General features: G+C 69.4%; 20 protein-coding genes. All 20 read right to left on the reverse strand.

The window, feature by feature from the left end; genetic code table 11:
- Positions 1 to 11: 11 nt before the first annotated feature.
- Positions 12 to 1469, reverse strand: coding sequence for a glutamate synthase subunit beta (locus E3O49_RS02980; RefSeq protein WP_134403123.1), 1458 nt, complete (start codon positions 1467 to 1469; stop codon positions 12 to 14).
- On the reverse strand, positions 1462 to 6039 hold the full coding sequence (gene gltB / locus E3O49_RS02985; protein ID WP_134366657.1) for a glutamate synthase large subunit: 4578 nt from the start codon (positions 6037 to 6039) through the stop codon (positions 1462 to 1464). The genes E3O49_RS02980 and gltB overlap by 8 nt, the downstream gene beginning before the upstream one ends.
- A 123-nt stretch (positions 6040 to 6162) precedes the next feature.
- On the reverse strand, positions 6163 to 7140 hold the full coding sequence (gene lgt, locus E3O49_RS02990) for a prolipoprotein diacylglyceryl transferase (RefSeq protein WP_370262436.1): 978 nt from the start codon (positions 7138 to 7140) through the stop codon (positions 6163 to 6165).
- Positions 7141 to 7210: 70 nt separating this feature from the next.
- Complete coding sequence (gene trpA / locus E3O49_RS02995) at positions 7211 to 8077, reverse strand: tryptophan synthase subunit alpha (protein WP_134366659.1); 867 nt, start codon at positions 8075 to 8077, stop codon at positions 7211 to 7213.
- Positions 8074 to 9306: a tryptophan synthase subunit beta gene (trpB, locus tag E3O49_RS03000; protein WP_134366660.1), complete on the reverse strand. Its 1233-nt coding sequence runs from the start codon at positions 9304 to 9306 to the stop codon at positions 8074 to 8076. Before trpB ends, trpA begins: the two co-directional genes overlap by 4 nt.
- A complete protein-coding gene (gene trpC / locus E3O49_RS03005; RefSeq protein WP_134366661.1) occupies positions 9307 to 10077 on the reverse strand; it encodes an indole-3-glycerol phosphate synthase TrpC in 771 nt (256 codons plus the stop codon).
- A 4-nt stretch (positions 10078 to 10081) separates the two neighbouring features.
- Positions 10082 to 10312 carry a DUF6704 family protein gene (locus tag E3O49_RS03010; RefSeq protein WP_134366662.1) on the reverse strand — a complete coding sequence of 77 codons (231 nt, stop codon included), beginning with the start codon at positions 10310 to 10312 and terminating at the stop codon, positions 10082 to 10084.
- Positions 10313 to 10423: 111 nt separating this feature from the next.
- Entirely contained in the window at positions 10424 to 11059 is a 636-nt protein-coding gene (locus E3O49_RS03015; protein ID WP_134366663.1) for a Trp biosynthesis-associated membrane protein, read from the reverse strand.
- On the reverse strand, positions 11060 to 12622 hold the full coding sequence (locus tag E3O49_RS03020; protein WP_370262440.1) for an anthranilate synthase component I: 1563 nt from the start codon (positions 12620 to 12622) through the stop codon (positions 11060 to 11062). It abuts the gene before it with no gap.
- Positions 12619 to 13047, reverse strand: a complete 429-nt coding sequence (gene hisI, locus E3O49_RS03025; RefSeq protein ID WP_134366665.1) for a phosphoribosyl-AMP cyclohydrolase — start codon at positions 13045 to 13047, stop codon at positions 12619 to 12621. Before hisI ends, E3O49_RS03020 begins: the two co-directional genes overlap by 4 nt.
- Before the next feature lie 36 nt (positions 13048 to 13083).
- Positions 13084 to 13845, reverse strand: a complete 762-nt coding sequence (hisF, locus tag E3O49_RS03030; protein WP_134450980.1) for an imidazole glycerol phosphate synthase subunit HisF — start codon at positions 13843 to 13845, stop codon at positions 13084 to 13086.
- Between the two features lie 37 nt (positions 13846 to 13882).
- On the reverse strand, positions 13883 to 14722 hold the full coding sequence (hisG, locus tag E3O49_RS03035; protein WP_134366667.1) for an ATP phosphoribosyltransferase: 840 nt from the start codon (positions 14720 to 14722) through the stop codon (positions 13883 to 13885).
- A 54-nt stretch (positions 14723 to 14776) separates the two neighbouring features.
- Complete coding sequence (locus tag E3O49_RS03040) at positions 14777 to 15040, reverse strand: phosphoribosyl-ATP diphosphatase (RefSeq protein WP_134366668.1); 264 nt, start codon at positions 15038 to 15040, stop codon at positions 14777 to 14779.
- A gap of 12 nt (positions 15041 to 15052) precedes the next feature.
- The gene (gene rpe / locus E3O49_RS03045) at positions 15053 to 15721 is read right to left on the reverse strand and encodes a ribulose-phosphate 3-epimerase (protein WP_134366669.1); all 669 of its coding nucleotides are present in this window, start codon (positions 15719 to 15721) and stop codon (positions 15053 to 15055) included.
- A 239-nt stretch (positions 15722 to 15960) separates the two neighbouring features.
- The gene (locus E3O49_RS03050) at positions 15961 to 17406 is read right to left on the reverse strand and encodes an RsmB/NOP family class I SAM-dependent RNA methyltransferase (protein ID WP_134366670.1); all 1446 of its coding nucleotides are present in this window, start codon (positions 17404 to 17406) and stop codon (positions 15961 to 15963) included.
- Positions 17403 to 18320, reverse strand: coding sequence for a methionyl-tRNA formyltransferase (fmt, locus tag E3O49_RS03055; protein ID WP_134366671.1), 918 nt, complete (start codon positions 18318 to 18320; stop codon positions 17403 to 17405). The genes E3O49_RS03050 and fmt overlap by 4 nt, the downstream gene beginning before the upstream one ends.
- Entirely contained in the window at positions 18321 to 20369 is a 2049-nt protein-coding gene (locus E3O49_RS03060) for a primosomal protein N' family DNA-binding protein (RefSeq protein WP_134366672.1), read from the reverse strand. It abuts the gene before it with no gap.
- Positions 20370 to 20451: 82 nt separating this feature from the next.
- Positions 20452 to 21645, reverse strand: a complete 1194-nt coding sequence (gene metK / locus E3O49_RS03065; RefSeq protein ID WP_134366673.1) for a methionine adenosyltransferase — start codon at positions 21643 to 21645, stop codon at positions 20452 to 20454.
- A 138-nt stretch (positions 21646 to 21783) separates the two neighbouring features.
- Entirely contained in the window at positions 21784 to 22995 is a 1212-nt protein-coding gene (coaBC, locus tag E3O49_RS03070) for a bifunctional phosphopantothenoylcysteine decarboxylase/phosphopantothenate--cysteine ligase CoaBC (protein WP_134450982.1), read from the reverse strand.
- Positions 22996 to 23021: 26 nt separating this feature from the next.
- Entirely contained in the window at positions 23022 to 23279 is a 258-nt protein-coding gene (rpoZ, locus tag E3O49_RS03075; RefSeq protein ID WP_134366675.1) for a DNA-directed RNA polymerase subunit omega, read from the reverse strand.
- Between the last annotated feature and the right edge of the window lie 108 nt (positions 23280 to 23387).

Consider the following 23387-nt stretch of genomic DNA (forward strand, 5'->3'; position numbering starts at 1 on the left):
TCAGTGACCAATCAGATTGCGAAGGCATGATCCGTCGGTTTGACCGGAGCAGGCAACTGTGTCTCGCCTTCGAGGAATTTGTCGACCGCTGCCGCAGCAGCCCGGCCTTCAGCGATCGCCCAGACGATGAGTGACTGACCGCGGCCGACATCACCGGCAACGAAAACGCCTTCATGGCTCGTCTGGTAATTGTCGTCACGTTCGACATTACTCCGACCATCGACCGGAATGTGCAGCTGATCGGCGAGGTCGCGGGACTCCGGGCCTGTGAAACCCAGCGCCAGCAGCACGAGATCCGCGGGAATCTCACGTTCGGTTCCGGCCTTCGGCACGCGGCGCCCGTCCAGGAATTCGGTTTCGGCCACGCGGATGGCGCGCACCTCGCCGGCCTCATTGGCCAGGAACTCGACCGTCGACACCAGGAATTCGCGGCTGCCGCCCTCCTCGTGGGCGCTGGACACCTCGAACAGCGTCGGCGACAGGGGCCACGGCTGGTGCTCGGGGCGGTCCGTGCCGGGCTGACGTCCGATGGCGAGATTGGTGACGGATGCCGCGAGCTGGCGGTGTGCCGTGCCGATGCAGTCCGCTCCGGTGTCACCGCCCCCGAGCACAACCACGTGTTTGCCCTCAGCCGTGATCTGCTGGTCGACGGTGTCGCCGGCGCCCACCTTGTTCTGCTGGACCAGGTACTCCATGGCGAAGTGCACCCCGGGGAGGTCACGGCCGGCGACGGGCAGGTCGCGTGGCACCATGGCCCCGGTGGCGATCACGACGGCGTCGTAGCGGGCGCGCAGGTCGGCCCAGGTGAGGTCGACGCCGATGTTCACGCCCGCACGGAAGCGGGTGCCCTCGGCGGTCATCTGAGCCAGGCGGGCCTCGAGGTGCTTCTTCTCCATCTTGAAATCGGGAATGCCGTAGCGCAGCAGCCCGCCGATGCGGTCGTCTCGCTCGAAGACCGCCACGGTGTGACCGGCGCGGGTGAGCTGCTGGGCCGCCGCGAGGCCGGCCGGGCCGGAGCCGACGACGGCAACGGTCTTTCCGGTGAGCCGTCCCGGCGGCTGCGGCTGGACCCAGCCGTTGGCGAACGCCTGGTCGATGATGGACACCTCGACCTGCTTGATGGTGACCGGCGGCTGGCTGATGCCCAGCACGCACGACGACTCGCAGGGCGCGGGGCAAAGCCGCCCGGTGAACTCCGGAAAGTTGTTGGTGGTGTGCAGGCGTTCGATGGCCTGCCGGCCCTCGTCCCGCCAGGTGAGGTCGTTCCACTCGGGGATGATGTTGCCCAGCGGGCAGCCCTGCTGGCAGAACGGCACGCCGCAGTCCATGCACCGTCCGGCCTGGCGTTTCAGCTGCGCGGCATCACCCTGCTCGTAGACCTCTTTCCAGTCCATGAGTCGCACGGACACGGGACGACGCGCGGGAAGCTCACGCTCAGTCGTCTTGAGGAATCCCTTCGGATCAGCCATTGGTTACCTCCAGAATGCGGCTCCAGACAACGTCTCCATCGGGGTCGAGCCCCTCGGTGACGGCGTTCTGCCTGGTGGCCAGGACGGCCGCGTAGTCGCGCGGCAGCACCTTGACGAATGTGGACATGGTGGTTTCGAGGTCGGACAGCAGCCGCGACGCCAGAACCGACTCGGTCTGGTCCCGGTGCTGTTCGAGCAGGTCCTGAACGATCTCACGGTCGGCGCCGCCGAGCGGAAGCAGCGTCAGTTCGCCCGAGTCGAGGGCCTGGCGGTTGACGTTCTCGGTGCGGAGGCCGTACACGTAGGCCGTTCCCCCGGACATGCCGGCCCCGAGGTTGCGCCCGGTCTCACCCAGCACGACGGCCAGTCCGCCGGTCATGTATTCGAGGGCGTGGTCCCCGACCCCCTCGACGACGGCGGTGGCACCGGAGTTGCGCACCAGGAACCGCTCCCCCACGATGCCGCGGATGAACATGCTGCCCTGGGTGGCTCCGTAGCCGATGACATTGCCGGCGATCACGTTCTGTTCGGCCGGGAACAGACTGCCCCGGTCGGGTCGCACGGTGATCTGTCCGCCGGAGAGCCCCTTGCCGACGTAGTCGTTCGAGTCGCCCTCCAGGCGCAGGGTGATGCCACCGGGAAGGAAGGCGCCGAACGACTGTCCCGCACTGCCGGTCAGGGTGACGTCGATCGACCCGGCGGGCAGGCCCTGTGCACCGTGGCGCATGGTGACCCGGTGCCCGAGCATGGTGCCGACGGCCCGTTCGGTGTTGCGGATGGGCAGGGTGATCCTGACCTGGCCGCCGTGTTCGAGCACACTGGCGCTCTGCCGGATGAGTTCGTTGTCGAAGTGGAGCTCGAGTTCGTGTTCCTGTTCGCGGCCGGACTGGCGCGGCTCGTCGGCCGAGAAGTCAGGGCCGACCAGGATCGGAGCCAGGTCGAGCCCCGACGCCTTCCAGTGGGCGAGGGCACCGTTCACGTCCAGGACCTCGCGGTGCCCGATGGCCTCGTCCAGGCTGCGGAATCCGAGTTCGGCGAGGTACTCCCGCACCTCCTGGGCGATGAACTCGAAGAAGTTGACCACGTGCTCCGCCTTGCCCGTGAACCGCTTTCGCAGCTCCGGGTTCTGGGTGGCGACGCCGACGGGACAGGTGTCGAGGTGGCAGACGCGCATCATCACGCACCCTTCCACGATCAAGGGAGCAGTGGCGAAACCGAATTCCTCGGCGCCGAGCAGGGCGCCGATGATGACGTCACGGCCCGTCTTCAACTGGCCGTCCACCTGCAGCACGACCCGGTCGCGCATGCCGTTGAGCATGAGGGTCTGCTGGGTCTCGGCGAGGCCGAGTTCCCACGGGGTGCCCGCGTGTTTGAGTGAGTTCAGCGGGCTCGCCCCGGTTCCGCCGTCATGGCCGGAGATCAGGATCACGTCCGAGAGTGCCTTGGCCACCCCGGCGGCCACCGCTCCGATGCCGGACTGGCTGACCAGCTTGGTGTGGATTCGTGCCTCGGGGTTCGCGCGCTTGAGGTCGAAGATCAGCTGTTTGAGATCCTCGATCGAGTAGATGTCGTGGTGGGGAGGCGGCGAGATCAGGCCGACCCCGGCGGTCGCGTGCCGGGTGCGGGCGATCCACGGGTAGACCTTGGTCGGCGGCAGCTGGCCGCCCTCGCCCGGCTTGGCCCCCTGGGCGAGCTTGATCTGGATGTCGTCGGCGTGGGAGAGGTACATGCTCGTGACGCCGAACCGCCCGGAGGCCACCTGCTTGACCGCGCTGCGGCGCTCGGGGTCAAGCAGGCGGTCGAGGTCTTCGCCGCCCTCGCCCGTGTTTGATTTGCCGCCGAGACGGTTCATCGCGATCGCGAGGGTCTCGTGCGCCTCGGCCGAGATCGAGCCGTAGCTCATGGCCCCGGTCGCGAAACGCTTCACGATCGACGCCACGGATTCCACCTCGTCCAGCGGTACGGCGTGCCGTTTGCCGGTGTTGAAGGTGAACATGCCGCGCAGGGTCATCAGGCTCGACGCCTGGTCGTCGACGAGTTTGGTGTACTCGCGGAAGATGTCGTAGCGGCGCGTGCGGGTGGAGTGCTGCAGCCGGAAGATGGTGTCCGGGTTGAACAGGTGCGGGGATCCTTCCCGGCGCCACTGGTACTCGCCGCCGGTCGCGAGGCGTTCGTGGGCGGTGACGGCCGCGTCCTCCGGGTACGCCGCCGCGTGCCGGGCCTCGTTCTCGGCCGCGATGACCTCGATGCCGATGCCGCCGAGCTTGCTGGTGGTGCCGGTGAAGTACTGGTCGATGAAGTCCTGGCTGAGGCCGACAGCCTCGAAGGTCTGGGCGCCGGCGTAGGACGACACGGTGGAGATGCCCATCTTGGACATGATCTTGAGCACGCCCTTGCCGAGGGCCTTGATCACATTGCGCACGGCCTGCTCCGGCGTGCCGGTGGTGATGAATCCGCTGCGCACGAGGTCCTCGCAGGTTTCCATCGCGAGGTACGGGTTGACCGCGGAGGCGCCGTAGCCGATCAGGAGGGCAACGTGGTGCACCTCGCGCACGTCACCGGCCTCGACCACGATGCCGACCTTCATCCGGTTCTCGGTGCGGATCAGGTGGTGGTGCACGGCGGCGATCATCAGCAGCGACGGAATCGGCGCGAAATCCTTGTTGGAATCTCGGTCCGAGAGCACGAGGAACATCGCGCCCTCGTCGATGGCAGCGTCGGCCTCGGCGCACATCTCCTCGATGCGTGCGGCGAGGGCGTCAGGGCCGTCCTCGAACCGGTAGAGGCCGCGGATGGTCGTGGTGGTGCGGCTGCCGGGGACGGGGTCCATGTGCTGGATCTTGGCCAGCTCGTCGTTGTCGATGACGGGGAAGTCGAGCACGACCTGCCGGGCGTGCTCGGGGCCGACCGACAGCAGGTTGCGCTCCGGGCCGAGACCGAGCCGGAGCGAGGTGACGACCTCCTCGCGGATCGAGTCCAGCGGCGGGTTGGTCACCTGCGCGAACTGCTGCGTGAAGTAGTCGAAGATCAGCCGCGGCCGGTCGCTGAGCACGGCGATGGGAGTGTCGGAGCCCATCGCGCCGAGCGGTTCCCCGCCGGTGCGGGCCATCGGTGCGAGCAGGATCCGCACCTCTTCCTCGGTGTAGCCGAACGTGCGCTGGCGACGCACGACGGATGCCGGCGGGTGCACGATGTGCTCCCGGTCGGGCAGGTCCTTCAGGTTAATCCGTCCGGCATCCAGCCAGGTGCCCCAGGGTTCGCTGGCGGCGAGTTCAGCCTTGATCTCGTCGTCTTCGATCAGCCTTCCGGCGACTGTGTCCACGAGGAACATCTTTCCAGGACGGAGCCGGCCCTTGCGCACCACGCGCGCGGGGTCGATGTCGAGCACCCCGATCTCGCTCGCGAGTACGACCAGGCCGTCATCGGTGATCAGGTACCGGCCGGGGCGCAGCCCGTTGCGGTCCAGGGTCGCGCCGACGAGCGAACCGTCGGTGAAGACGATGGCCGCCGGACCGTCCCACGGCTCCATCAGCATGGAGTGGTACTCGTAGAACGCGCGGCGATCCTCGTCGAGGTCGGTCTGGTTCTCCCAGGCCTCCGGCACCATCATCATCACGGCGTGCGGGAGCGAACGCCCGGAGAGGCTGAGCAGCTCCACGACCTCGTCGAACGAGGCGGAGTCGCTGCCACCGGGGGTGACGATCGGCAGCAGCGGGGCGAGGTCGCCGAGCAGCTCGGATTCGAGCTGGGACTGGCGCGCCTGCATCCAGTTGCGGTTGCCCTGCACCGTGTTGATCTCACCGTTGTGGGCGATCATGCGGAATGGCTGGGCCAGCGGCCAGGACGGGAACGTGTTCGTCGAGTACCGGGAGTGCACGAGCGCGAGCTTCGAGACGAAACGCGGGTCGGACAGGTCAGGGTAGAACGGCTCCAGCTGCAGCGTGGTGACCATGCCCTTGTAGACCATGGTCCGGCACGACAGGGAGGCGAAGTAGATCTCCAATTCGCGTTCGGCACGCTTCCGGAGCCGCACGGCCTGGCGGTCCAGGGCGATGTCGCCCAGCGTCTCTCCGGCCTCCGTCGTCCGGCTGCTCTGCACGAACAGCTGCTGGATCGCGGGCATCGCCGCGCGGGCCAGGTTGCCGACCTCGTCGGGGCGGACCGGCACCTCGCGCCAGCCCAGGATGACCAGGCCCTCTTCCAGGGCGATCCGGGAAATCTGACGCTTGATGCCACTCCTGGCGGTTGGGTTGGTCGGCAGGAACACGTTGCCGACCGCGTAGCGGCCCGCGACCGGCAGGGCGAAGTCGGTGACGGCGCGCAGGAATTCATCGGGGACCTGCGTGATGATGCCCGCCCCGTCACCGGTGCCGGCGTCGGACCCGACGGCGCCGCGGTGCTCGAGGTTGCGGAGCGCATCGAGGGCGAGGGTGATGATGTCATGCCCGGCGGACCCGCGCAGGGTGGCCACCATGGCGAGGCCACAGGCATCGCGTTCGTCGGCAGGGTTGTACAGTCCTTGCGACTCCGGCACACTGCTGAAGCGCGAGAAGAGGGGTGTTTGCGGCATGGGACCGTCCTCAGGAAGATGACTGGCAAGTGGGGACGACGCTGGCCCGCTCAGGTATACATGTGCGCGGCGGCCCGTCATACCGGGACACAAGCCGTGGTCCAGGCTGAAGGCTACCTGGGCCTAGAGGCGCGAGTTGCTGGTGCTTGTGGCTGCAACGTCGTCAGATTCGGCGGGGGTTGCGGCTTCATCACCGTGATCCTCTGAGTCCGAGTCAAACTCATCAGATTCTACCTCAGCGTCGGAGCCCTTCCACTCGCGGCCCGGAACATAGGGGCTGACCTCGACGCCGGTGTGGCGTCGGGTCTGCACCGCGATGAGGATGATTCCGAGCAGGATGGCGGCAAAGGCAGCCCAGATGTTGGTACGGATGCCGAGGAAGATCTCACTCGGATCGACCCGGATCGACTCGAAGAAGCTACGCCCGACGCCGTACCAGATCAGGTAGACGCCGAAGGCCTTGCCCCAGCGCAGGGTGAGCTTGCGTTCGAGCAGCAGGATCACGGCGACGCCGAGGAAGTTCCAGATCATCTCGTAGAGGAACATGGGGTGGAACAGGGTGTCGGCGGGCAGCCCGAGGGGGAAGGCCTGGTTGGTAGATTCGATCTGCAGTCCCCAGGGCAGGGTGGTCGGCAGTCCGAAGAGCTCGTGGTTGAACCAGTTGCCGAGGCGTCCCAGGGCCTGCGCGACGAGCATGCCGGGAGCGAGGGCGTCGGCGAAAGACCAGAAGCGCACCCCGGCCATGCGGCAGCCGATGAACGCGCCGACGGCCCCACCGAGGAGCGCTCCGAAGATGGCGTTGCCGCCGTTCCAGATGGCGAAGACCTCCAGCGGGTCGGCGCCCTCGTAGAAGTAGTCGCCGGGGTGGGTGAGCACGTGGTAGAACCGGGCGCCCACGATTCCGAGCGGTACCGCCCAGAGAATGATGTCCAGGACCACTCCCGGCTCGCCGCCGCGCTGGGTCAGGCGGCGGGAGGTCATCACGGTCGCCGCGATGATCCCGGCGAGGATGCATAGGGCGTAGGCGTGGATGGTGAACGGTCCGAGCGTGAAGGAACTCCACTCGGGGCTCGGGCTCGGAATGCTCAGAGGTATAAACACCTGGGGACTACCTTTCATCGTGGCGTCGGCCACCCGGGGGCGAACGATCGACCGCCGGGGTCAATTTACCCTAGCTGGCGGGCCGGATCTCCCGCGCGCCGGCCGCGAGCTCACGGGCGAGGGCGGCGACTGCCGGCACTCCCCCGTCGGAGAGCGCCTTGACGAGGGCGGATCCGACGATGGCGCCGTCCGCGTAGCCGAGGATCTCGCGAACCTGTTCCGGCGTGGAGATGCCGAGGCCGACGCACGCGCTGGTCGAGCCGGCGGCCCGCAGCCGGTCGATCAGGATGCGGGCGGCGGAGTCGACGTCGCCGCGGGCACCGGTGATCCCCATGGTGGACACGGCGTAGACGAAGCCGCGGCTCGCCTCGACGGCCTGCTTCAGGCGGGCGTCCGAGGAGGACGGAGCGGCCAGGAACACCCGGTCGAGACCGGTGCGTTCGCTCGCGGCGACCCAGTCCGCCGAGTCGTCGGGAATCAGGTCGGGCGTGATCAGGCCGGCGCCGCCCGCGGCGAGCAGGTCATCGGCGAAACGATCGACCCCGTACTGCACGATGGGGTTCCAGTAGGTCATCACCAACACGGGCACGTCGACCTGCGCGGTGATCGCGGCCACGGCTTCGATGCCATGGCGCAGTCGGAAACCGTTCGCCAGGGCCCTCTGGGTGGCGGCCTGGATGACCGGGCCGTCCATCACCGGGTCGGTATACGGCAGGCCGAGCTCGAGGATGTCGACGCCGTTGTCGGCCAGGGCCACGGCCGCGTCGATGCTCTCGGAGAGCGTGGGGAATCCGACCGGCAGATACCCGATCAGGGCGCCGCCGCCCTCGGAGCGGCGCCGCGCGATGGTGGCCTCGACCGTGCTGCCGCCCGCTGCCGGGTGGCGCGCTGCCGGGTTGCCTGTTGCCGGGTTGCCTGTCACTGCCGAGTTGCTCATAGCTGTTCCGCGCCCTTGTCGAGCAGGTCGAAGTACCGACCCGCGGTTTCCATGTCCTTGTCGCCGCGGCCGGACAGGTTGACCAGGATGGTGGCGTCGGGGCCGAGCTTTTTGCCGAGGTCGAGGGTTCCGGCGAGGGCGTGTGCCGACTCGATGGCCGGGATGATGCCCTCGGTTCGACTGAGAAGGCGCAGGGCGCTCATCGCCTCGGCGTCCGTGACCGGCAGGTAGGTGGCACGGCCGATGCTCGCCAGCCACGAATGCTCCGGGCCGACGCCCGGGTAGTCCAGGCCGGCGGAGATCGAGTGCGACTCCACGGTCTGGCCGTCTTCGTCCTGCAGAAGGAAGCTGCGCGCGCCGTGCAGGATGCCGGGACGTCCCTTCGTGATCGTCGCGGCGTGGCGGAGGGTTTCCGCGCCCTCCCCGCCGGCCTCGTAGCCGTACAGGGCGACGTCGGGGTCGTCCAGGAACGCGTGGAAGATGCCCATGGCGTTGGAGCCGCCGCCGACGCAGGCGGTGACAGCATCGGGCAGGCGGCCGGTGAGGTCGAGGACCTGCTGGCGGGCCTCCTCGCCGATGATCTTCTGGAAGTCGCGCACCATGGCCGGGAACGGGTGCGGGCCGGCCACGGTCCCGAAGATGTAGTTGGTGGTCTCGACGTTGGTCACCCAGTCGCGCATGGCCTCGTTGATGGCGTCCTTGAGGGTGCGGGAGCCGGTCGTGACCGACACGACCTCGGCACCGAGCAGGCGCATCCGTGCCACGTTCAGGGCCTGCCGCTCCGTGTCCACCTCGCCCATGTAGACCACGCAGTCGAGGCCGAACAGGGCGGCCGCGGTGGCGGTGGCCACCCCGTGCTGGCCGGCGCCGGTCTCGGCGATCACGCGGGTCTTGCCGATCCGCTTGGTCAGCAGGGCCTGCCCGAGCACGTTGTTGATCTTGTGCGAGCCGGTGTGGTTGAGGTCTTCCCGCTTGAGGATGATGCGGGCGCCGCCGGCGTGCGCGGCGAACCGCGGCACCTCGGTGATGATGGAGGGCCGACCGGTGTAGCTGCGGTGCAGTTCGGTCAGCTCGGCCGCGAATGCGGGGTCCTGACGGGCCAGCGCGTACTCGCTGGTGAGTTCGTCGAGGGCCGCGACGAGGGATTCCGGCACGAACCTCCCGCCGAATTCACCGAAGTAGGGGCCCGCCTGCGCCCGGAGGGATTCTGAGTCGAGTGGGGAGGACATTCAAACCGCCAGGAATTCGGTGAGGGTGCGGATGGGATCGTTGGTGACGAGGGCTTCGCCGACGAGCACGACGTCGGCGCCGGCCGCGCGATAGTGTGCCACGTCCGCGGCCGTCTTGACAGCGGATTCGGCGACCCGGACAACGCCGGAGGGGATCCGGCCGGCCAGCCGGCCGAACAGGTCCTGGTCCAGCTCGAAGGTCGTCAGGTCGCGGGCGTTCACGCCGACCAGGCTCGCGCCGATATCGAGGGCTCGGTCGACCTCGTCGGCGCTGTGGGTTTCGACCAGGGCGGTCATGCCCAGTTCGCGCACGAGGTCGTGCAGGGAGACCAGTGTGGCCTGGTCCAGGGCCGCCACGATCAGCAGCACCATGTCGGCGCCCGCGGCCCGGGCTTCGAAGACCTGGTACGGAAGCCCGATGAAGTCCTTGCGGAGCACCGGAATCTGCACGGCCGAACGCACCTGCTCCAGGTCGGAGAGCGACCCGAGGAACTTGCGGCCCTCGGTGAGGACGCTGATCGCGCTGGCGCCGCCGAACTCGTAGGAGACGGCGAGTGCCGCGGGATCGGAGATCTCGGCCAGGGTTCCCCGGGAGGGGCTGGCCCGCTTGACCTCGGCGATGATCTTGACGCGTGGCGCCGGGGCGAGCACCGACAGGGCATCGATGGCCGGCGCCCGGATGAGGGCCGCCGCCTGGACGACGTCGAAGGAACGGGTGACGCGACGCGCTTCCGCGTCGGCGACCGCCCCGGCTAGAAGATCAGACAGCACTCGACTAGTGACCCTGGTGCGAGGACTCGTGCTCGGCCACGCCGTAGCCGACCTTGGCGAGCACCCAGCCGGTGAGCAGACCGACGACCAGAAGACCGGCGGATGCCCAGACGAGCCATTCCACCGCGAGGAAGAACGCGACGGTCCCGATCGCGATGGCCAGCAGCATGATGGTCACGGCGGTCCAGGCGGCGATCGAATGGCCTTCGCCAGGGTCTACCGATTCGAAGCTCATGGTTCTCCTTTTGTGCGTTGACGGGCAAAACAAGTCTAGCGGCCTCAGGGTTCCCCGGCCTTCTCGTGCAGCTTCGCGCTGCGGCGATTCAGGTCTCGATTGGCACCGGAGTCAGCGCTGTGCCGTGGGGTCTTCTCCGCGGCTCAAGCCGTCCCAGTCGTCGACGGCGTCGTGCCCGGTGTCGACGCCGGCGGCCGCGGCGTCCGTCCCGCCGGTGGAATCGGCCGGGGCGAAGCGCACGGCCTGGTAGCGGGTCGTCGGTCCGGGCCAGCGGCGGGCGGTGACCAGGACGCTGACGCCCACGGCGGCCATCACGACGCCGGCGAGCAGCGCCAGGTACGGCCACGGCGTCGCTACTGCGGAGACCACCCCGTCCAGGACGGACTCCCTGCCCGAGACCCCGGTGGCCTTGGTGATGGCACCCGCGCTGGCCGCGGCCGGACCGGTGACTGCGGTGAGCGCCGCCAGAAAAACGGAGAGCCCGAGCAGCACCTCCAGGAGGCCCAGAACGAACCGGATCACCGGGCCGGCGATCGTGAGGGCGCCGGCGAGGGCGAGCCCGGCCATGGCCAGGGCGGTGAGTGCCGGCGACGCGGTCGCGCCCGTCACCTCGAGGCTCTGCCGGGCGGTGCCGGACTGTGCCACGACGGCGTTCACCCAGGTCTGCGTCCAGGCGAGCAGGGCCAGTCCGCTGGCCAGCAGCACGACCAGGACGTGGGCGAGCTTGAGCCGCCGGGAAGAGGGCATCTAGCGCACCCTCTTCATCGCGTTGGCCACGGCGACGGCCCGGAGCGGGGCGGCGGCCTTGTTCTGCGATTCCTGGTACTCCGAGGCGGGGTCGGAATCGGCGACCAGGCCACCGCCGGCCTGCACCCGGGCGACGCCGTTCATGATCGTGGCGGTGCGGATGGCGATGGCCAGGTCCGCGTCGCCGGCGAAGCCGAAGTAGCCGACCACTCCGCCGTACACGCCGCGCTGGGCCGGTTCGAGGTCGTCGATGATCTCCAGCGCCCTCGGTTTCGGCGCCCCCGAGAGGGTGCCGGCCGGGAAGGTGGCCCGGAACACGTCGATGGCCGACCGGTTCGGCAGCAGGTTGCCTTCCACCGAGGACACCAGGTGCATGATGTGGCTGAACCGTTCGATCCGCATGAACTCGGTGACCTCCACCGAGCCGGCGGCGCACACCTTGAGCAGGTCGTTGCGGGCGAGGTCGACGAGCATCAGGTGCTCGGCGCGTTCCTTCGGGTCGCCGGCCAGCTCTGTCTCGAATGCGGCATCGGCTTCCGGGGTCGCCCCGCGGGGCTTCGAGCCGGCGATGGGGTGAGTGAAGACCCGGTCGTTCTGCACCTTGACGAGTGCCTCCGGGGAGGAACCGACGATCCAGTAGCCGTCCCCGGCCGGTGACTCGAGGCTGAGCAGGTACATGTACGGGGACGGGTTGAGGCTGCGCAGCACCCGGTACACGTCGATCGGGTCGGCCGTGCATTCCTGGTCGAACCTCTGGGAGATGACGACCTGGAACACGTCGCCGGCGACGATGTGGTCCTTGGCGACGTCGACCGAGGCGAGGAAATCCTCCCGCTTCGTGCGGTTGGCGGGGCTGGCGGGCGTGGACAGGTCGACCTCGGCCAGCCAGGCCTCCGAGGGCTCGGCCAGCCGTGTCTGCAGCGCATCCAGACGGTGCTGCGCCGACGCCCACAGGACGTCCGGGGTGTCGAACCCGTCGTTGAGCACGTTGGCGATCAACTGCACGGTGCCGTACTTGTGGTCGATCACGACGAGGTCGGCCACGAAGCTGAAGGCCTGGCCCGGCACCTCGTAGTCGGCGGGCGGGCGATTCGGCAGGTGCTCGATCTGCCGGATCGCCTCCCAGCCGATGAAACCGACCAGACCGCCGGTGAGGGGCGGGTGCCCCGGCATTTTCGGCGTCTCCCACCGGGCGTGGAGCGCGGCCAGCGCCGCCAAGGGTCCGAGGTCGACGACGTCGCCGAGCGCGCGGGCGGCCGACATGCCGTAGTCGAGCCAACGGGCCTCGTCGCCCTGCTGGGTGAGTACACCGAAGGAGGACACTCCCACGAAGGAGAACCGCGACCAGATGCCGCCCTGCTCCGCGGACTCGAGCAGGAAGCTGCCCGGCCGGCCGGCCGCCAGCTTGCGGTAGATGCCGACCGGGGTCTCCCCGTCGGCGAACAGTTCGCGTACCACGGGGATCACGCGGTGCTCGGTCAGGAGGGCGGAGAACCGCTCCGGCGTGGTGGATGCGGCCGCCGTGGAACCGGCGGGGCTGGTGTCATCCGTTGCCATGGTCATTCCTTCGGCTGGTCGGCGTTTTCGATGGACCCGGCGGGCCGGCTCGGGCGAGCGCCGGCCACGACCTCGATGCCCCGGCCCACGAAGCAGGTGCGGGTGCCGGTGTGGCAGGCCGCTCCGACCTGGTCTACCTGCACGAGGAGGGTGTCGGCGTCGCAGTCAAGCGCGGCGGACTTCACGTACTGGCCGTGCCCGGACGTGTCGCCCTTACGCCAGTATTCCTGGCGGCTGCGGGACCAGAAGGTCACGCGCCCTTCGGTCAGGGTGCGGCGCATGGCCTCCCGGTTCATCCAGCCCAGCATCAGCACCTCGCCGGTGTCCCACTGCTGCACCACCGCCGGCAGCAGTCCGTCGGAGTTGAAGACGGCGCGTTGGAGGGCCTCGTCCGGGGCGGAGAGCTGGGGGGTCGACGACTGGTCGGTCATTGCGGGGCCGTTTCGGATCGGGTGGGGCGCGGCATGTCAGCGCACCGGCATTCCGGCGCGCCGCAGTTCCTGCTTGACGTCGCCGATGGTCAACTGGCCGCTGTGGAACACGGACGCCGCGAGCACGGCGTCCGCTCCCGCCGCGATGGCCGGGGGGAAGTCCTCGACCTTCCCCGCCCCGCCCGACGCGATCACCGGCACGGCGCTCAGCTCCCGCATCAGCGTGATCAGTTCGAGGTCGAACCCGGCCTTGGTGCCGTCGGCGTCGATGGAGTTCACGAGCAGTTCGCCCACCCCCAGCGCGATGGCCGTGCGCGCCCAGGCGAGCGCGTCCAGGTCGGTTTCGGTGCGACCGCCGTGAGTGGTGACGAGGAAACCGGATTCCGTTCGCCCGCTGCGTTTGACGTCGAGCGAGAGTACGAGCACCTGGGAGCCGAACCGGTCGGCGATCTCGCCGATCAGGGCCGGGCGCCTGATGGCGGCGCTGTTCACGCCGACCTTGTCGGCCCCGCTGGCCTGCAGACGCGACACGTCCTCGACACTGCGGATGCCGCCGCCGACCGTGAGCGGGATGAAGACCTGTTCCGCGGTGGCCCGAACCACGTCGTAGGTGGTGGCGCGGTTGTCGACGGTCGCGGTCACGTCGAGGAAGGTGAGTTCGTCGGCGCCCTGCTCGTAGTAGCGGCGGGCGAGTTCGACCGGGTCGCCGGCGTCACGGAGGTTCTGGAAGTTCACGCCCTTGACCACGCGGCCGTCGGCCACGTCGAGGCAGGGAATCACCCGCACCGAGAGAGTCACGTTTTTGTTCTCCGTTACCGTTTGCCGACCGACCGCGTCAGAGGCGGGCGTTGTGGATGGCGCTGATCAGGATGGCGCGCGCGCCGAGCTCGTAGAGGGCGTCCATGACGTGGTTCGTGTTCAGGCGCGGGATCATCACCCGAACGGCCACCCAGTCCGGGTCGTGCAGGGACGACACCGTGGGCGACTCGATGCCCGGCGCCAGCAGGCAGGCGTCGTCGAGGAGCGTCAGGGGGATGTCGTAGTCCATCAGCACGTACTGGCGGGCGACGAGCACGCCCTGCAGCCGGCGCAGCAGGGTCGCGATGCCGGGCTTGTCGTTTTCGGAGCTGATCAGCACGGCGGTGGACTGCAGGATGACCGGGCCGAAGATCTCCAGGCCGGCCTTGCGCAGGGTGGTGCCGGTGGAGACCACGTCGGCGACGGCATCCGCCACGCCCAGCTGCACGGCGGACTCGACGGCGCCGTCGAGGGGAACCAGGTGCACCTCGACGTCGTGCCCGGCGAGGAAGGTCTCGACCAGTCCGGGGTAGCTCGTCGCGACGCGCAGTCCGGACAGGTCGGCCAGGGTGGAGAAGCGGCCGGCCGGTCCGGCGAAGCGGAACGTGGAGTCGCCGAAGTCGAGGCTGGCGATCTCCTGGGCGGTGGAGCGCGAGTCGAGCAGCAGGTCGCGGCCGGTGATACCCACGTCGAGGGCGCCGGAGCCGACGTAGGTCGCGATGTCCCGCGGGCGCAGGTAGAAGAACTCGACGTCGTTCAGCGGGTCGGAGACCACGAGGTCGCGCGGGTCACGGCGACCGGTGTAGCCGGCCTCGTGCAGCATCTGGGCGGCGGTTTCGGACAGCGAGCCCTTGTTGGGCACGGCAATTCTCAGCATGGGATCACTCTCTGCGTTTGGAAGAATCTTTGCGGGCTCGGAAACGATCGGCTGCTACAGATGCCGGTAGACGTCGGCGGGGGTGAGCCCCTTCGCCAGCATCATCACCTGCACGTGGTACAGCAGCTGGCTCATTTCGGCCGCCGCCTCGTCGTCGCTCTGGAACTCGGCAGCCATCCAGACTTCGGCGGCTTCCTCCACGATCTTCTTGCCGATGGCATGCACGCCGGCATCGAGCTCGCGCACGGTCCCCGAGCCCTCCGGCCGAGTCCGGGCTTTGTCGCTCAGTTCAGCAAACAGGTCGTCGAAAGTCTTCACCTGTCTAGGGTACTAGTGCGCGTGCGGGTGTTCGTTCGCGGCGGCGCGCAGCAGGGCGATCTGCTTCGCCGGGTCGGGCGAGTTGAACACGCTGGAGCCCGCCACGAAGGTGTTGGCCCCGGCCTCGGCGGCGATCACGATCGTCTCCTCGGTGATTCCGCCGTCGACCTGCAGCCAGATGTCCAGGCCGGTCTTATTCACGGCCTCGGACAGGGTGCGGAGTTTGCGCATGGTGGAGGGCATGAAGCTCTGGCCGCCGAAGCCGGGTTCGACGGTCATGATCAGCACCTGGTCGAACTCGGGCAGCAGCTCGAGGTAGGGCTCGATGGCCGTGCCGGGCTTGAGGGCGATGCCGGCCCGGGCGCCGATCTGGCGGAGCCTCCGGGCCAGGGCGACCGGGTTGGTGGTGGCCTCGGCGTGGAAGGTGACCGAGAACGCCCCGGCCTCCGCGTAACCCGGTGCCCAGAGTTCCGGGTTTTCGATCATCAGGTGCAGGTCGAACGGAAGCGGGGACACCTGCGCCAGCCGGTCGACCACGGGCGGCCCGAACGTCAGGTTGGGCACGAAGTGGTTGTCCATGATGTCGACGTGCACCAGGTCAGCCGAGCGGATGCGGCCGAGGTCACGTTCGAGATTGGCGAAATCGGCGGCGAGAATGCTGGGGTTAATCCTGGTGACCATGTTTTCACCCTACTGCGGTGAGCCACTCTGGAGTGGCGGAGGGTCCCGGCCCTCGCAGCGGCGCAAATCCAGGCGGGCCCGACCCGCCCGACCCGCCCGACCCGCCCGACCCGCCCGAACGAATTCGACGGAGATTTTGCCGGAATCGGCCCCAAACACACCTGAAAACACGGTTTTAGACCAGAATCTCCGTCGAATTGGTTCGACACCGGTGCACCGGATCGAGCCGGAGGCACCGGCTATGCGGTGCGCTCGAGCAGCGTGATGAACATGGCGTCGGTGCCGTGGCGGTGCGGCCAGAGTTGCACGCTGTGGCCGTCGTCGGGGAGGTCAAGCTCGGAGCTGCTCAGCCCCTGCAGCACGGCGGCAGTGTCGAGGGTGTGTACCCGGTCGCCCCACTTCTTGAGGGCGGACGCGACGATCCCGCGGGTTTCCGCGATGTGCGGCGAGCAGGTGACGTAGGCGAGGATGCCGCCGGGCTTGAGGGCGCCGAGGGCCGCGTCGATCAGGCCGGACTGCAGGTCGGAGAGCTCGGCGACGTCCTTGGGCTGCTTGCGCCAGCGCGCTTCCGGGCGGCGGCGCAGCGCGCCGAGCCCGGTGCACGGAGCGTCGAGGAGGATCCGGTCGAATTCCTCGGGGTGCGCGTCGGCGAAGGTGGTGCCGTCCTGCTCCCAGACCGCCACATCGGTCGGGACGGCGGCCAGAGCCTTGCGCACGAGTGTGGCCCGGGCCGGGACGAGTTCGTTGGCGACGAGGTGGGCTCCCCCGCCCAGCGCTTCGGCGGCCAGCAGCGCGGCCTTGCCGCCGGGGCCCGCGCAGAGGTCGAGCCAACGCTCTCCCGGTGCGATCGGCCGGGCCCGGCTGAGGCTGAGGGCGGCCAATTGGGAACCCTCGTCCTGCACCCGGACGCGGCCGTCGCTGTCCTGCATTATGTGCAGGGGGTCGCCGCCGGCGAGCACGAAGCCGGCCGGCGAGAACGCGTTGGCGACGCCGAGACCCTCGGTGTCCTCCGTGTTGCTCAGGCCGGGCAGGGCCACCATGTTCACCCGGGGTGCGGCGTTGTCGGCGATCAGGAGGTCTTCCAGCTCGGCCTCGCGCCCTTCGAGGCGCAGGGACTGGCGGAACGCCCGCACCACCCAGACCGGGTGCGAGTGCTCCGCGGCGAGCCGGTCGTCCTCGCCGGTGGCCCCGGCGAGGACGCGGTCGCGCCACTCCTCGGGGGTGGAACGGGAGATGGTGCGCAGCACCCCGTTCGTGAACCCGGTGGCCGCGCGGGACCCGACCTGGCGGGCCAGTTCGACGGACTCATTGACGGCCGCGTGGGTCGCCACCCGGGTGGCGAGCAGCTGGTGCGTGCCCAGGCGCAGCACGTCGAGGATGGCCGGGTCGATCGCGGTGACCGGGCGACCGGCCGCCTCGGCGATCACCCGGTCGTAGAACCCCTGCATCCGCAGGGTTCCGTAGGTCAGCTCGGTGGCCAGCGCGGCATCCGCGGTGTTCAGGGCCGCCCGTTTGATGCGGGTGGGCAGCAGCAGGTTGGCGTAGGCGTCGGATTCCCGCACTGCGGCGATCACCTCGTAGGCGACCCGGCGGGCCGGCTGCACGAAGTCGGTGGGGGCCCGCTCCCGCCGACGCTCCTGGCGGCGCGGTTCCTGCCTCCGGTCACGGTTAAGCTCGTCGCTCATGAGGCGACCACCTCCGTCGCCGCTACTCCACGCCACCAGTCGACTGCCTTCATTGGTTTCTTTCCGGCCGGTTGCACGGTGACGAGCTCGAGGGGCTCCGTTCCCGTTCCAATCAGCACTTTCTTGTCGATCTCTCGGATCAGGCCTGCGGGGTGCGGCTCGGCCCCCGTGGCCGGGGCCACGTCGAGAAGTTTGAGGCGGGCGCCGGCGAGCTCCGTGAAGGCGCCGGGCTCCGGGGTGACGCCGCGCACGCGGCTGTACACGGCCTGCGCCGATGCGGACCAGTCGATGCGGGCATCCGCGAGGGTGAGTTTGGGGGCGAGGGTGACCTCGCCGACCTGGGCCACCGGTGAGACGACGCCGGCCTCGAGGTCATCGATCACCTGCAGCAGCAGCCGGGCGCCGCTCTCACTGAGGCCCGCGAGCAGGCTGCCGGAGGTGGCATCCGCGCCGATCGTCTCGGACGACTGGGCGAACACCGGGCCGGCGTCGAGCTCGGGCACCAGCTGGAACACGGCGGCACCGGTGAGTTCGTCCCCGGCGATGACGGCGCACTGCACGGGCGCCGCGCCGCGCCAGCGCGGTAGGAGGGAGAAGTGCAGGTTGATCCAGCCCAGTCTGGGCACCGACAGGAGCGGCTCGCGGACGAGTCCGCCGTAGGCCACGATCACCCCGAGATCGGGTTGCAGGGCGGCGATCTCCTCGGTCGCGGACGCGTCGAGGCGGTTTGCCTTCAGCAGGCGCAGCCCGCGCTCCTCGGCGGCCTGCGCCACTGGCGAGGGGGTGAGCAGGCGTTTACGGCCGAGCGGGGCATCCGCCCGGCTGATGACGGCCGCGATCTCGTGGCGGGAATCGTTCAGCAGCACCAGGCTGGGCACGGCCGCCTGGGGCGTGCCGGCGAAGACGAGTTTCATTTAGAGCAGCTCCGGGTCATCGAATCGTACTTTGAGTGTAGGCGCGGGGCGGAACGCTGCCCCCTTGGGGCGCCGACGCCGGGCCGCATTGCGCACGATGGCGGCTTTGAGGAGCCGGGCCACGTCGTCGCCGGTGCTGCCGTACGCGAAGCGCACGATGGCGCGCACGAGCGGCGCCCCCGTGCTACCCGGCCCCGCGCTGCCAGGCTCCGTGCTGACCGGGCCGAGCACGTCCACGCCGTCCATCCCGGCCAGGTCGACCACGGCCACGGCGACGTCCGCGGCGGTGCCGGTGACGGATGCGACGCGCACCGCGGGCGGGAATCGCAGCTGGCGCCGGTCGTACAATTCCGCCGCGGCGAGAGCCTCGGGCTGCCAGTTGTTCAGCGACCGCGCCAGGACCCCGCCGACCCCGACCAGGATCACCGGGGCGCCCGGTCCCGCGAGGGCGGCGGCATTGGACCACCAGCGGAGGCAGTCCTCCCCGACCCGCAGGGACTCGCGGGCGAGCATCCGTTCGCCGTCCAGCAGCAGGATGGCTCGGTAGCCGCCGGTCGGGATGGGCTCCGCCCCGCGGGTGGCGATCACCAGGGCCGGTTCGGCCCCCAGCTGCTGCAGCTGATGGTCGCCGTCGGCCACGATCACCCGTGCGCCGGGGAACGCCCGGCCGAGTTCCTCGGCGGTGCGCCCGGTGCCCAGGGTGACCACCCGCAGGCTCCGGCCGTCGCAGTGCACGCAGGCCCAGTCCGCCGCGAGGGCGCCACACCAGCGGCACGACGGGGTGGCCGAAGCCGAGGCCAGGCCCAGCGGGCCTTGGCACGTGGTGCAGCGGGCGGACTTCTTGCAGCTCTGGCAGGCGAGCATGGGTGCGTAGCCCGGGCTGGCCACCTGCACCAGGACGGGGCCGTGTTTGACGGCCTCCTTGGCGGCCAGCCACGCGGCCGTGGGGATGCGCGCGGCCCGCGCCTGCGGGTCGGGCTCCGACTGGAAGTCGGTGGGGATCACCCGGGGATGCCGGTTCCGGGCCGGGTGCACCTCGGTCAGCCAGCCGATTTCGACCAGGCGCTGCACCTCCACTGTGCGGGAGTGGCCGAGGAACACCAGCGCGCAGTCGGCCTGCCCCTGGCGCACGAGGGAGGCGTCGCGGGCGTGCACATAGGGGCTGAGCGGTTCGCTGTGCAGCGGGTCCCCGTCGTCCCAGAGCGCGATCAGGCCGAGGTCATGGGCGGGCGCGTAGACCGCGGACCGGTTGCCGAGCACGATCCGCGGCGCCGGCTCGAGGCAGGCCAGGAACGCCCGATACCGGTCCGGGTTCGGCTGACGGGCGTCGACCCGGCTGACGGAGCCGGTCGGGGCAAGCTGGTCGAGGGCCGCCTGCACCTGGTCCTGGTCGCGGTAGTCCGGAACGACGAGCACCGCGCTGCGGCCGGCGGCCAGGGTCGCCACGGCCAGCTCAGCCATGGTCCGCGCCCAGAGCCCGATGGTGCGTCCGTCCGGAAGCGGCACGAGGTCGGGCACTGCGGCGACGCAGAGCCGCTGCCGGGCCAGCACGGGCGGGCCGAGTGAGTCCTGGGGGTAGTCGGTGAAGAACGCAACGGTATCCGTTGCGCTCGAAGCGTCGCCCGGCACGGCGTCGGCCCCGGCCGCCGCTCGCGCGGCCAGCCACGCCTTCTCCACCCGCACCTGCCGCGGCGGCACGGCGAGACGGATGATGTCGCTCGCGTTCCCGGCGGCCCGGTCGGCCAGTCGCCGGGCCAGCTGCCAGACCGCCGGGGTCAGCACCTGGGCCGCGGAGACCACGCCGTCGATGGGGCTGAGCGCGCCCTGGAACTCGGCACCGGCCTCGGCCTGCGCCTGTTCCGGCGCGCCCAGGACCTCGATCAGGTAGCCCTCGGCGACCCGGCTGGCCGAGCGCAGCGGCACCTTGACCCGCACGCCGGGAAGGGCGAGGTCCGCGAGCTCCGGAGGAATGCTGTAGTCGAACAGGTGGTCGAGCTGGGGAAGGGGCGAATCGATCAGCACGCGTGCCACGAGGCCGGCGCGGGTCACCGTCAGCGTCCCTGTCGTCGGCGCCGCTCCGGCCTGGTCACAACACGGCTGGTCACAACACGGCTGGTCACAACATGGCAGGTCAAAGCCGGGCTGCGCTTCGCAGGTCGTCGACCCGGTCGAGTCGCTCCCAGGTGAAGTCGGGCAGTTCCCGGCCGAAGTGGCCGTAGGCGGCCGTCTGCAGGTAGATCGGGCGGAGCAGGTCGAGGGACGCGATGATCGCGGCCGGGCGGAGGTCGAAGACCTCGCGGATCGCGGCGGTGATGTCACGGTCCGGGAGGGTGCCGGTGCCGAAGGTCTCCACGTACAGCCCGACCGGGGAGGCCTTGCCGATCGCGTACGCGACCTGGATTTCGAGTCGCTCGGCGAGTCCGGCGGCCACCGCGTTCTTGGCGACCCAGCGCATCGCGTAGGCGGCGGACCGGTCGACCTTCGAGGGGTCCTTGCCGCTGAACGCTCCCCCCCCGTGCCGGCTCGAGCCACCGTAGGTGTCGATGATGATCTTGCGGCCGGTGAGGCCGGCATCACCCTGGGGGCCGCCGATCTCGAAGCGGCCGGTTGGGTTGATCAGCATGTTCAGGTCGCTGGAATCAAGCTCGACCCGGGCGAGCACGGGCCGGATGACCAGTTCTTCGACCTCGGCGCGCAGCCGTTCGTTGGAGACCGACGGCGAGTGCTGGGTGGAGAGCACGACGGTCTGCACGGTCCGCGGCGTGATGCCGTCGTAACCGATGGTGACCTGGGTCTTGCCGTCGGGACGCAGGTAGTCCAGTTCGCCGGATTTGCGCACCTCGGCCAGGCGTTCCGCGAGGCGGTGCGCGATCCAGATCGGGATCGGCATCAGCTCGGGCGTCTCGCGGGTGGCGTAGCCGAACATGATGCCCTGGTCGCCGGCTCCCTGACGGTCGAAGTCGTCGACGCTCGACTCTTCCCGGCGCTCGAAGGCGTTGTCGACGCCCTGCGCGATGTCGGGAGACTGCCCGCCGATGGAGATCTCCACACCGCAGGACCGGCCGTCGAACCACACGTCCGACGAGTCGTAGCCGATGTCGGTGATGCACTTGCGCACGATCGACGGGATCTCGACGTAGGCCTCGGTGGTGACCTCGCCCGCCACGTGCACGAGGCCGGTCGTGACGAGGGTCTCGACCGCGACGCGGCTGTTCGGGTCTTCGGCGAGGAGGGCGTCGAGGATGCTGTCGGAGATCTGGTCGCAGATCTTGTCGGGGTGACCCTCGGTGACTGATTCCGAGGTGAAGAGGCGAAGATCGCTCATCTGGCCCGTCTCTGTTGATGAACACGCCGGTGAACAACGTGTTGAAGTGAACATGGTGAAAAAACCCGACCCGACCGGCCCCGGAGGACTCCGGCGCCGCGAACAGCCCGGCAACCCGTGAACGGATGCCCGGCAGGCTCAGGCGATCAGGTCAAGGATGCGCTGGGCCACCGACATCTTGGTTCCGGAGGCCTCACACACTATATCTCCAGCGCTGTCGAGCACCCTGACTTCGTTACGGTCCGAGGCAAATCCCTCCGACCATCCCACCCGGTTGACCACCAGGAAATCGCAGCCCTTGCGGGCGAGCTTGGCCCGGCCCAGGGCGAGAAGCAGGTCAGGGTCGGTCTCGGTTTCGGCGGCGAAGCCGATCAGGACCTGCCCGGGCTTCTTCCCGGCCGCGAGCCCGGCCAGGATGTCGGGGTTGCGGGTGAGTTCCAGCACGAGCGAGTCCCCGGTGTCGTCCTTTTTGATCTTGTCTGCCCGTACGGTCGCCGGCCGGTAGTCCGCCACCGCGGCGGCCATGATCACGGCGTCGGCGTCGGCGGCTGTCTCGGTGACGGCCCGTTCCAGGTCGAGCGCCGAGCTCACCAGCAGGAGTTGAACCGTGGTGGGGGCCGGGACCTCCAGGTTGGCGGCGATCAGGATCACGGTGGCTCCCCGTGCCGCGGCGGACTCCGCCAGGGCTACGCCCTGCTTGCCGCTGGAGCGGTTCCCGAGGAAGCGCACCGGGTCGAGCGGTTCCCGGGTGCCGCCGGCGGTGATCACGATGCGCTTCCCCGCGAGGTCCGACTGCGGGCGGCCGTTCTCAGTCGCGGCCAGGGCGGCGAGTGCCGCGGCGACGATCGTGTCCGGTTCGGCCATCCGGCCGGCCCCGGTGTCTGACCCGGTCAGCGGGCCGGTGCCGGGCCCGACGATGGTGACGCCGCGCGCGCGCAGGGTCGCGACGTTGGCGACGGTGGCCGGGTTGTTCCACATTTCCGTGTGCATGGCCGGCGCGATCACGAGCGGGGCGGTGCTGGCCAGGATGGTGTTTCCGAGCAGGTCGTCGGCGAGACCGGCGGCCAGCTTCGCGATGCTGTTCGCCGTGGCCGGTGCCACGACGATCAGGTCGGCGGACTGCCCGATCGCCACGTGCCGCACCTCGGCCACGCCCTCATACAGGTCCGTGTGCACGGGGTTCCGGGAGATGGCCTCCAGGGTGGGCTTGCCCACGAACCGCAGGGCCGCCGGCGTGGCCACGACGTGCACGGTGTCTCCCCGCAACACAAAAGCGCGCACGACGTTGACGGCCTTGTAAGCGGCGATGCCGCCGGTTATCCCGACGACGACCGTACGACCTGACGACATCCTGCGCGCTCTGGCTGCGAGCTGTGTTACTCGACGATGGGGCGGGAGACGAGCTTGTCCTCGTTGATCTCGCGCAGGGCGACCGAGAGCGGCTTGTCCTCCACGGTCGAGTCGACGAGGGGACCGACGTTGTCGAAGAGGCTGCCTTCGTGCAGGTCCGCGTAGTAGTCGTTGATCTGGCGTGCGCGCTTGGAGGCGAAGACGACGAGGGCGTACTTGGAGTCGACCTTGGTCAGCAGGTCGTCGATGGGCGGGTCAATGATGCCAGTGAGCTTGGTGGCCATTGGTGTCACTCCTTCAGAGCGGTTCGTGCTGCGAAACGTGGCAGCAGCGGGCAGATGATGCAGGTGGTCGCGTGAGTCACGCGGCGCGGAAATTCACGACAAAACGGG

Origin of the sequence: Cryobacterium shii (assembly GCF_004402595.1) — a bacterium.
GTDB classification, from domain to species: domain Bacteria; phylum Actinomycetota; class Actinomycetes; order Actinomycetales; family Microbacteriaceae; genus Cryobacterium; species Cryobacterium shii.

Bases quoted from the DNA above. Each gene is read 5' to 3' on its own strand.
- E3O49_RS02980 (WP_134403123.1), bottom strand. From the start codon at position 1,469: ATGGCTGATCCGAAGGGATTCCTCAAGACGACTGAGCGTGAGCTTCCC.
- gltB (WP_134366657.1), bottom strand. From the start codon at position 6,039: ATGCCGCAAACACCCCTCTTCTCGCGCTTCAGCAGTGTGCCGGAGTCG.
- trpA (WP_134366659.1), bottom strand. From the start codon at position 8,077: ATGAGCAACTCGGCAGTGACAGGCAACCCGGCAACAGGCAACCCGGCA.
- trpB (WP_134366660.1), bottom strand. From the start codon at position 9,306: ATGTCCTCCCCACTCGACTCAGAATCCCTCCGGGCGCAGGCGGGCCCC.
- E3O49_RS03010 (WP_134366662.1), bottom strand. From the start codon at position 10,312: ATGAGCTTCGAATCGGTAGACCCTGGCGAAGGCCATTCGATCGCCGCC.
- E3O49_RS03015 (WP_134366663.1), bottom strand. From the start codon at position 11,059: ATGCCCTCTTCCCGGCGGCTCAAGCTCGCCCACGTCCTGGTCGTGCTG.
- E3O49_RS03020 (WP_370262440.1), bottom strand. From the start codon at position 12,622: ATGACCATGGCAACGGATGACACCAGCCCCGCCGGTTCCACGGCGGCC.
- hisI (WP_134366665.1), bottom strand. From the start codon at position 13,047: ATGACCGACCAGTCGTCGACCCCCCAGCTCTCCGCCCCGGACGAGGCC.
- hisG (WP_134366667.1), bottom strand. From the start codon at position 14,722: ATGCTGAGAATTGCCGTGCCCAACAAGGGCTCGCTGTCCGAAACCGCC.
- rpe (WP_134366669.1), bottom strand. From the start codon at position 15,721: ATGGTCACCAGGATTAACCCCAGCATTCTCGCCGCCGATTTCGCCAAT.
- E3O49_RS03050 (WP_134366670.1), bottom strand. From the start codon at position 17,406: ATGAGCGACGAGCTTAACCGTGACCGGAGGCAGGAACCGCGCCGCCAG.
- fmt (WP_134366671.1), bottom strand. From the start codon at position 18,320: ATGAAACTCGTCTTCGCCGGCACGCCCCAGGCGGCCGTGCCCAGCCTG.
- metK (WP_134366673.1), bottom strand. From the start codon at position 21,645: ATGAGCGATCTTCGCCTCTTCACCTCGGAATCAGTCACCGAGGGTCAC.
- coaBC (WP_134450982.1), bottom strand. From the start codon at position 22,995: ATGTCGTCAGGTCGTACGGTCGTCGTCGGGATAACCGGCGGCATCGCC.
- rpoZ (WP_134366675.1), bottom strand. From the start codon at position 23,279: ATGGCCACCAAGCTCACTGGCATCATTGACCCGCCCATCGACGACCTG.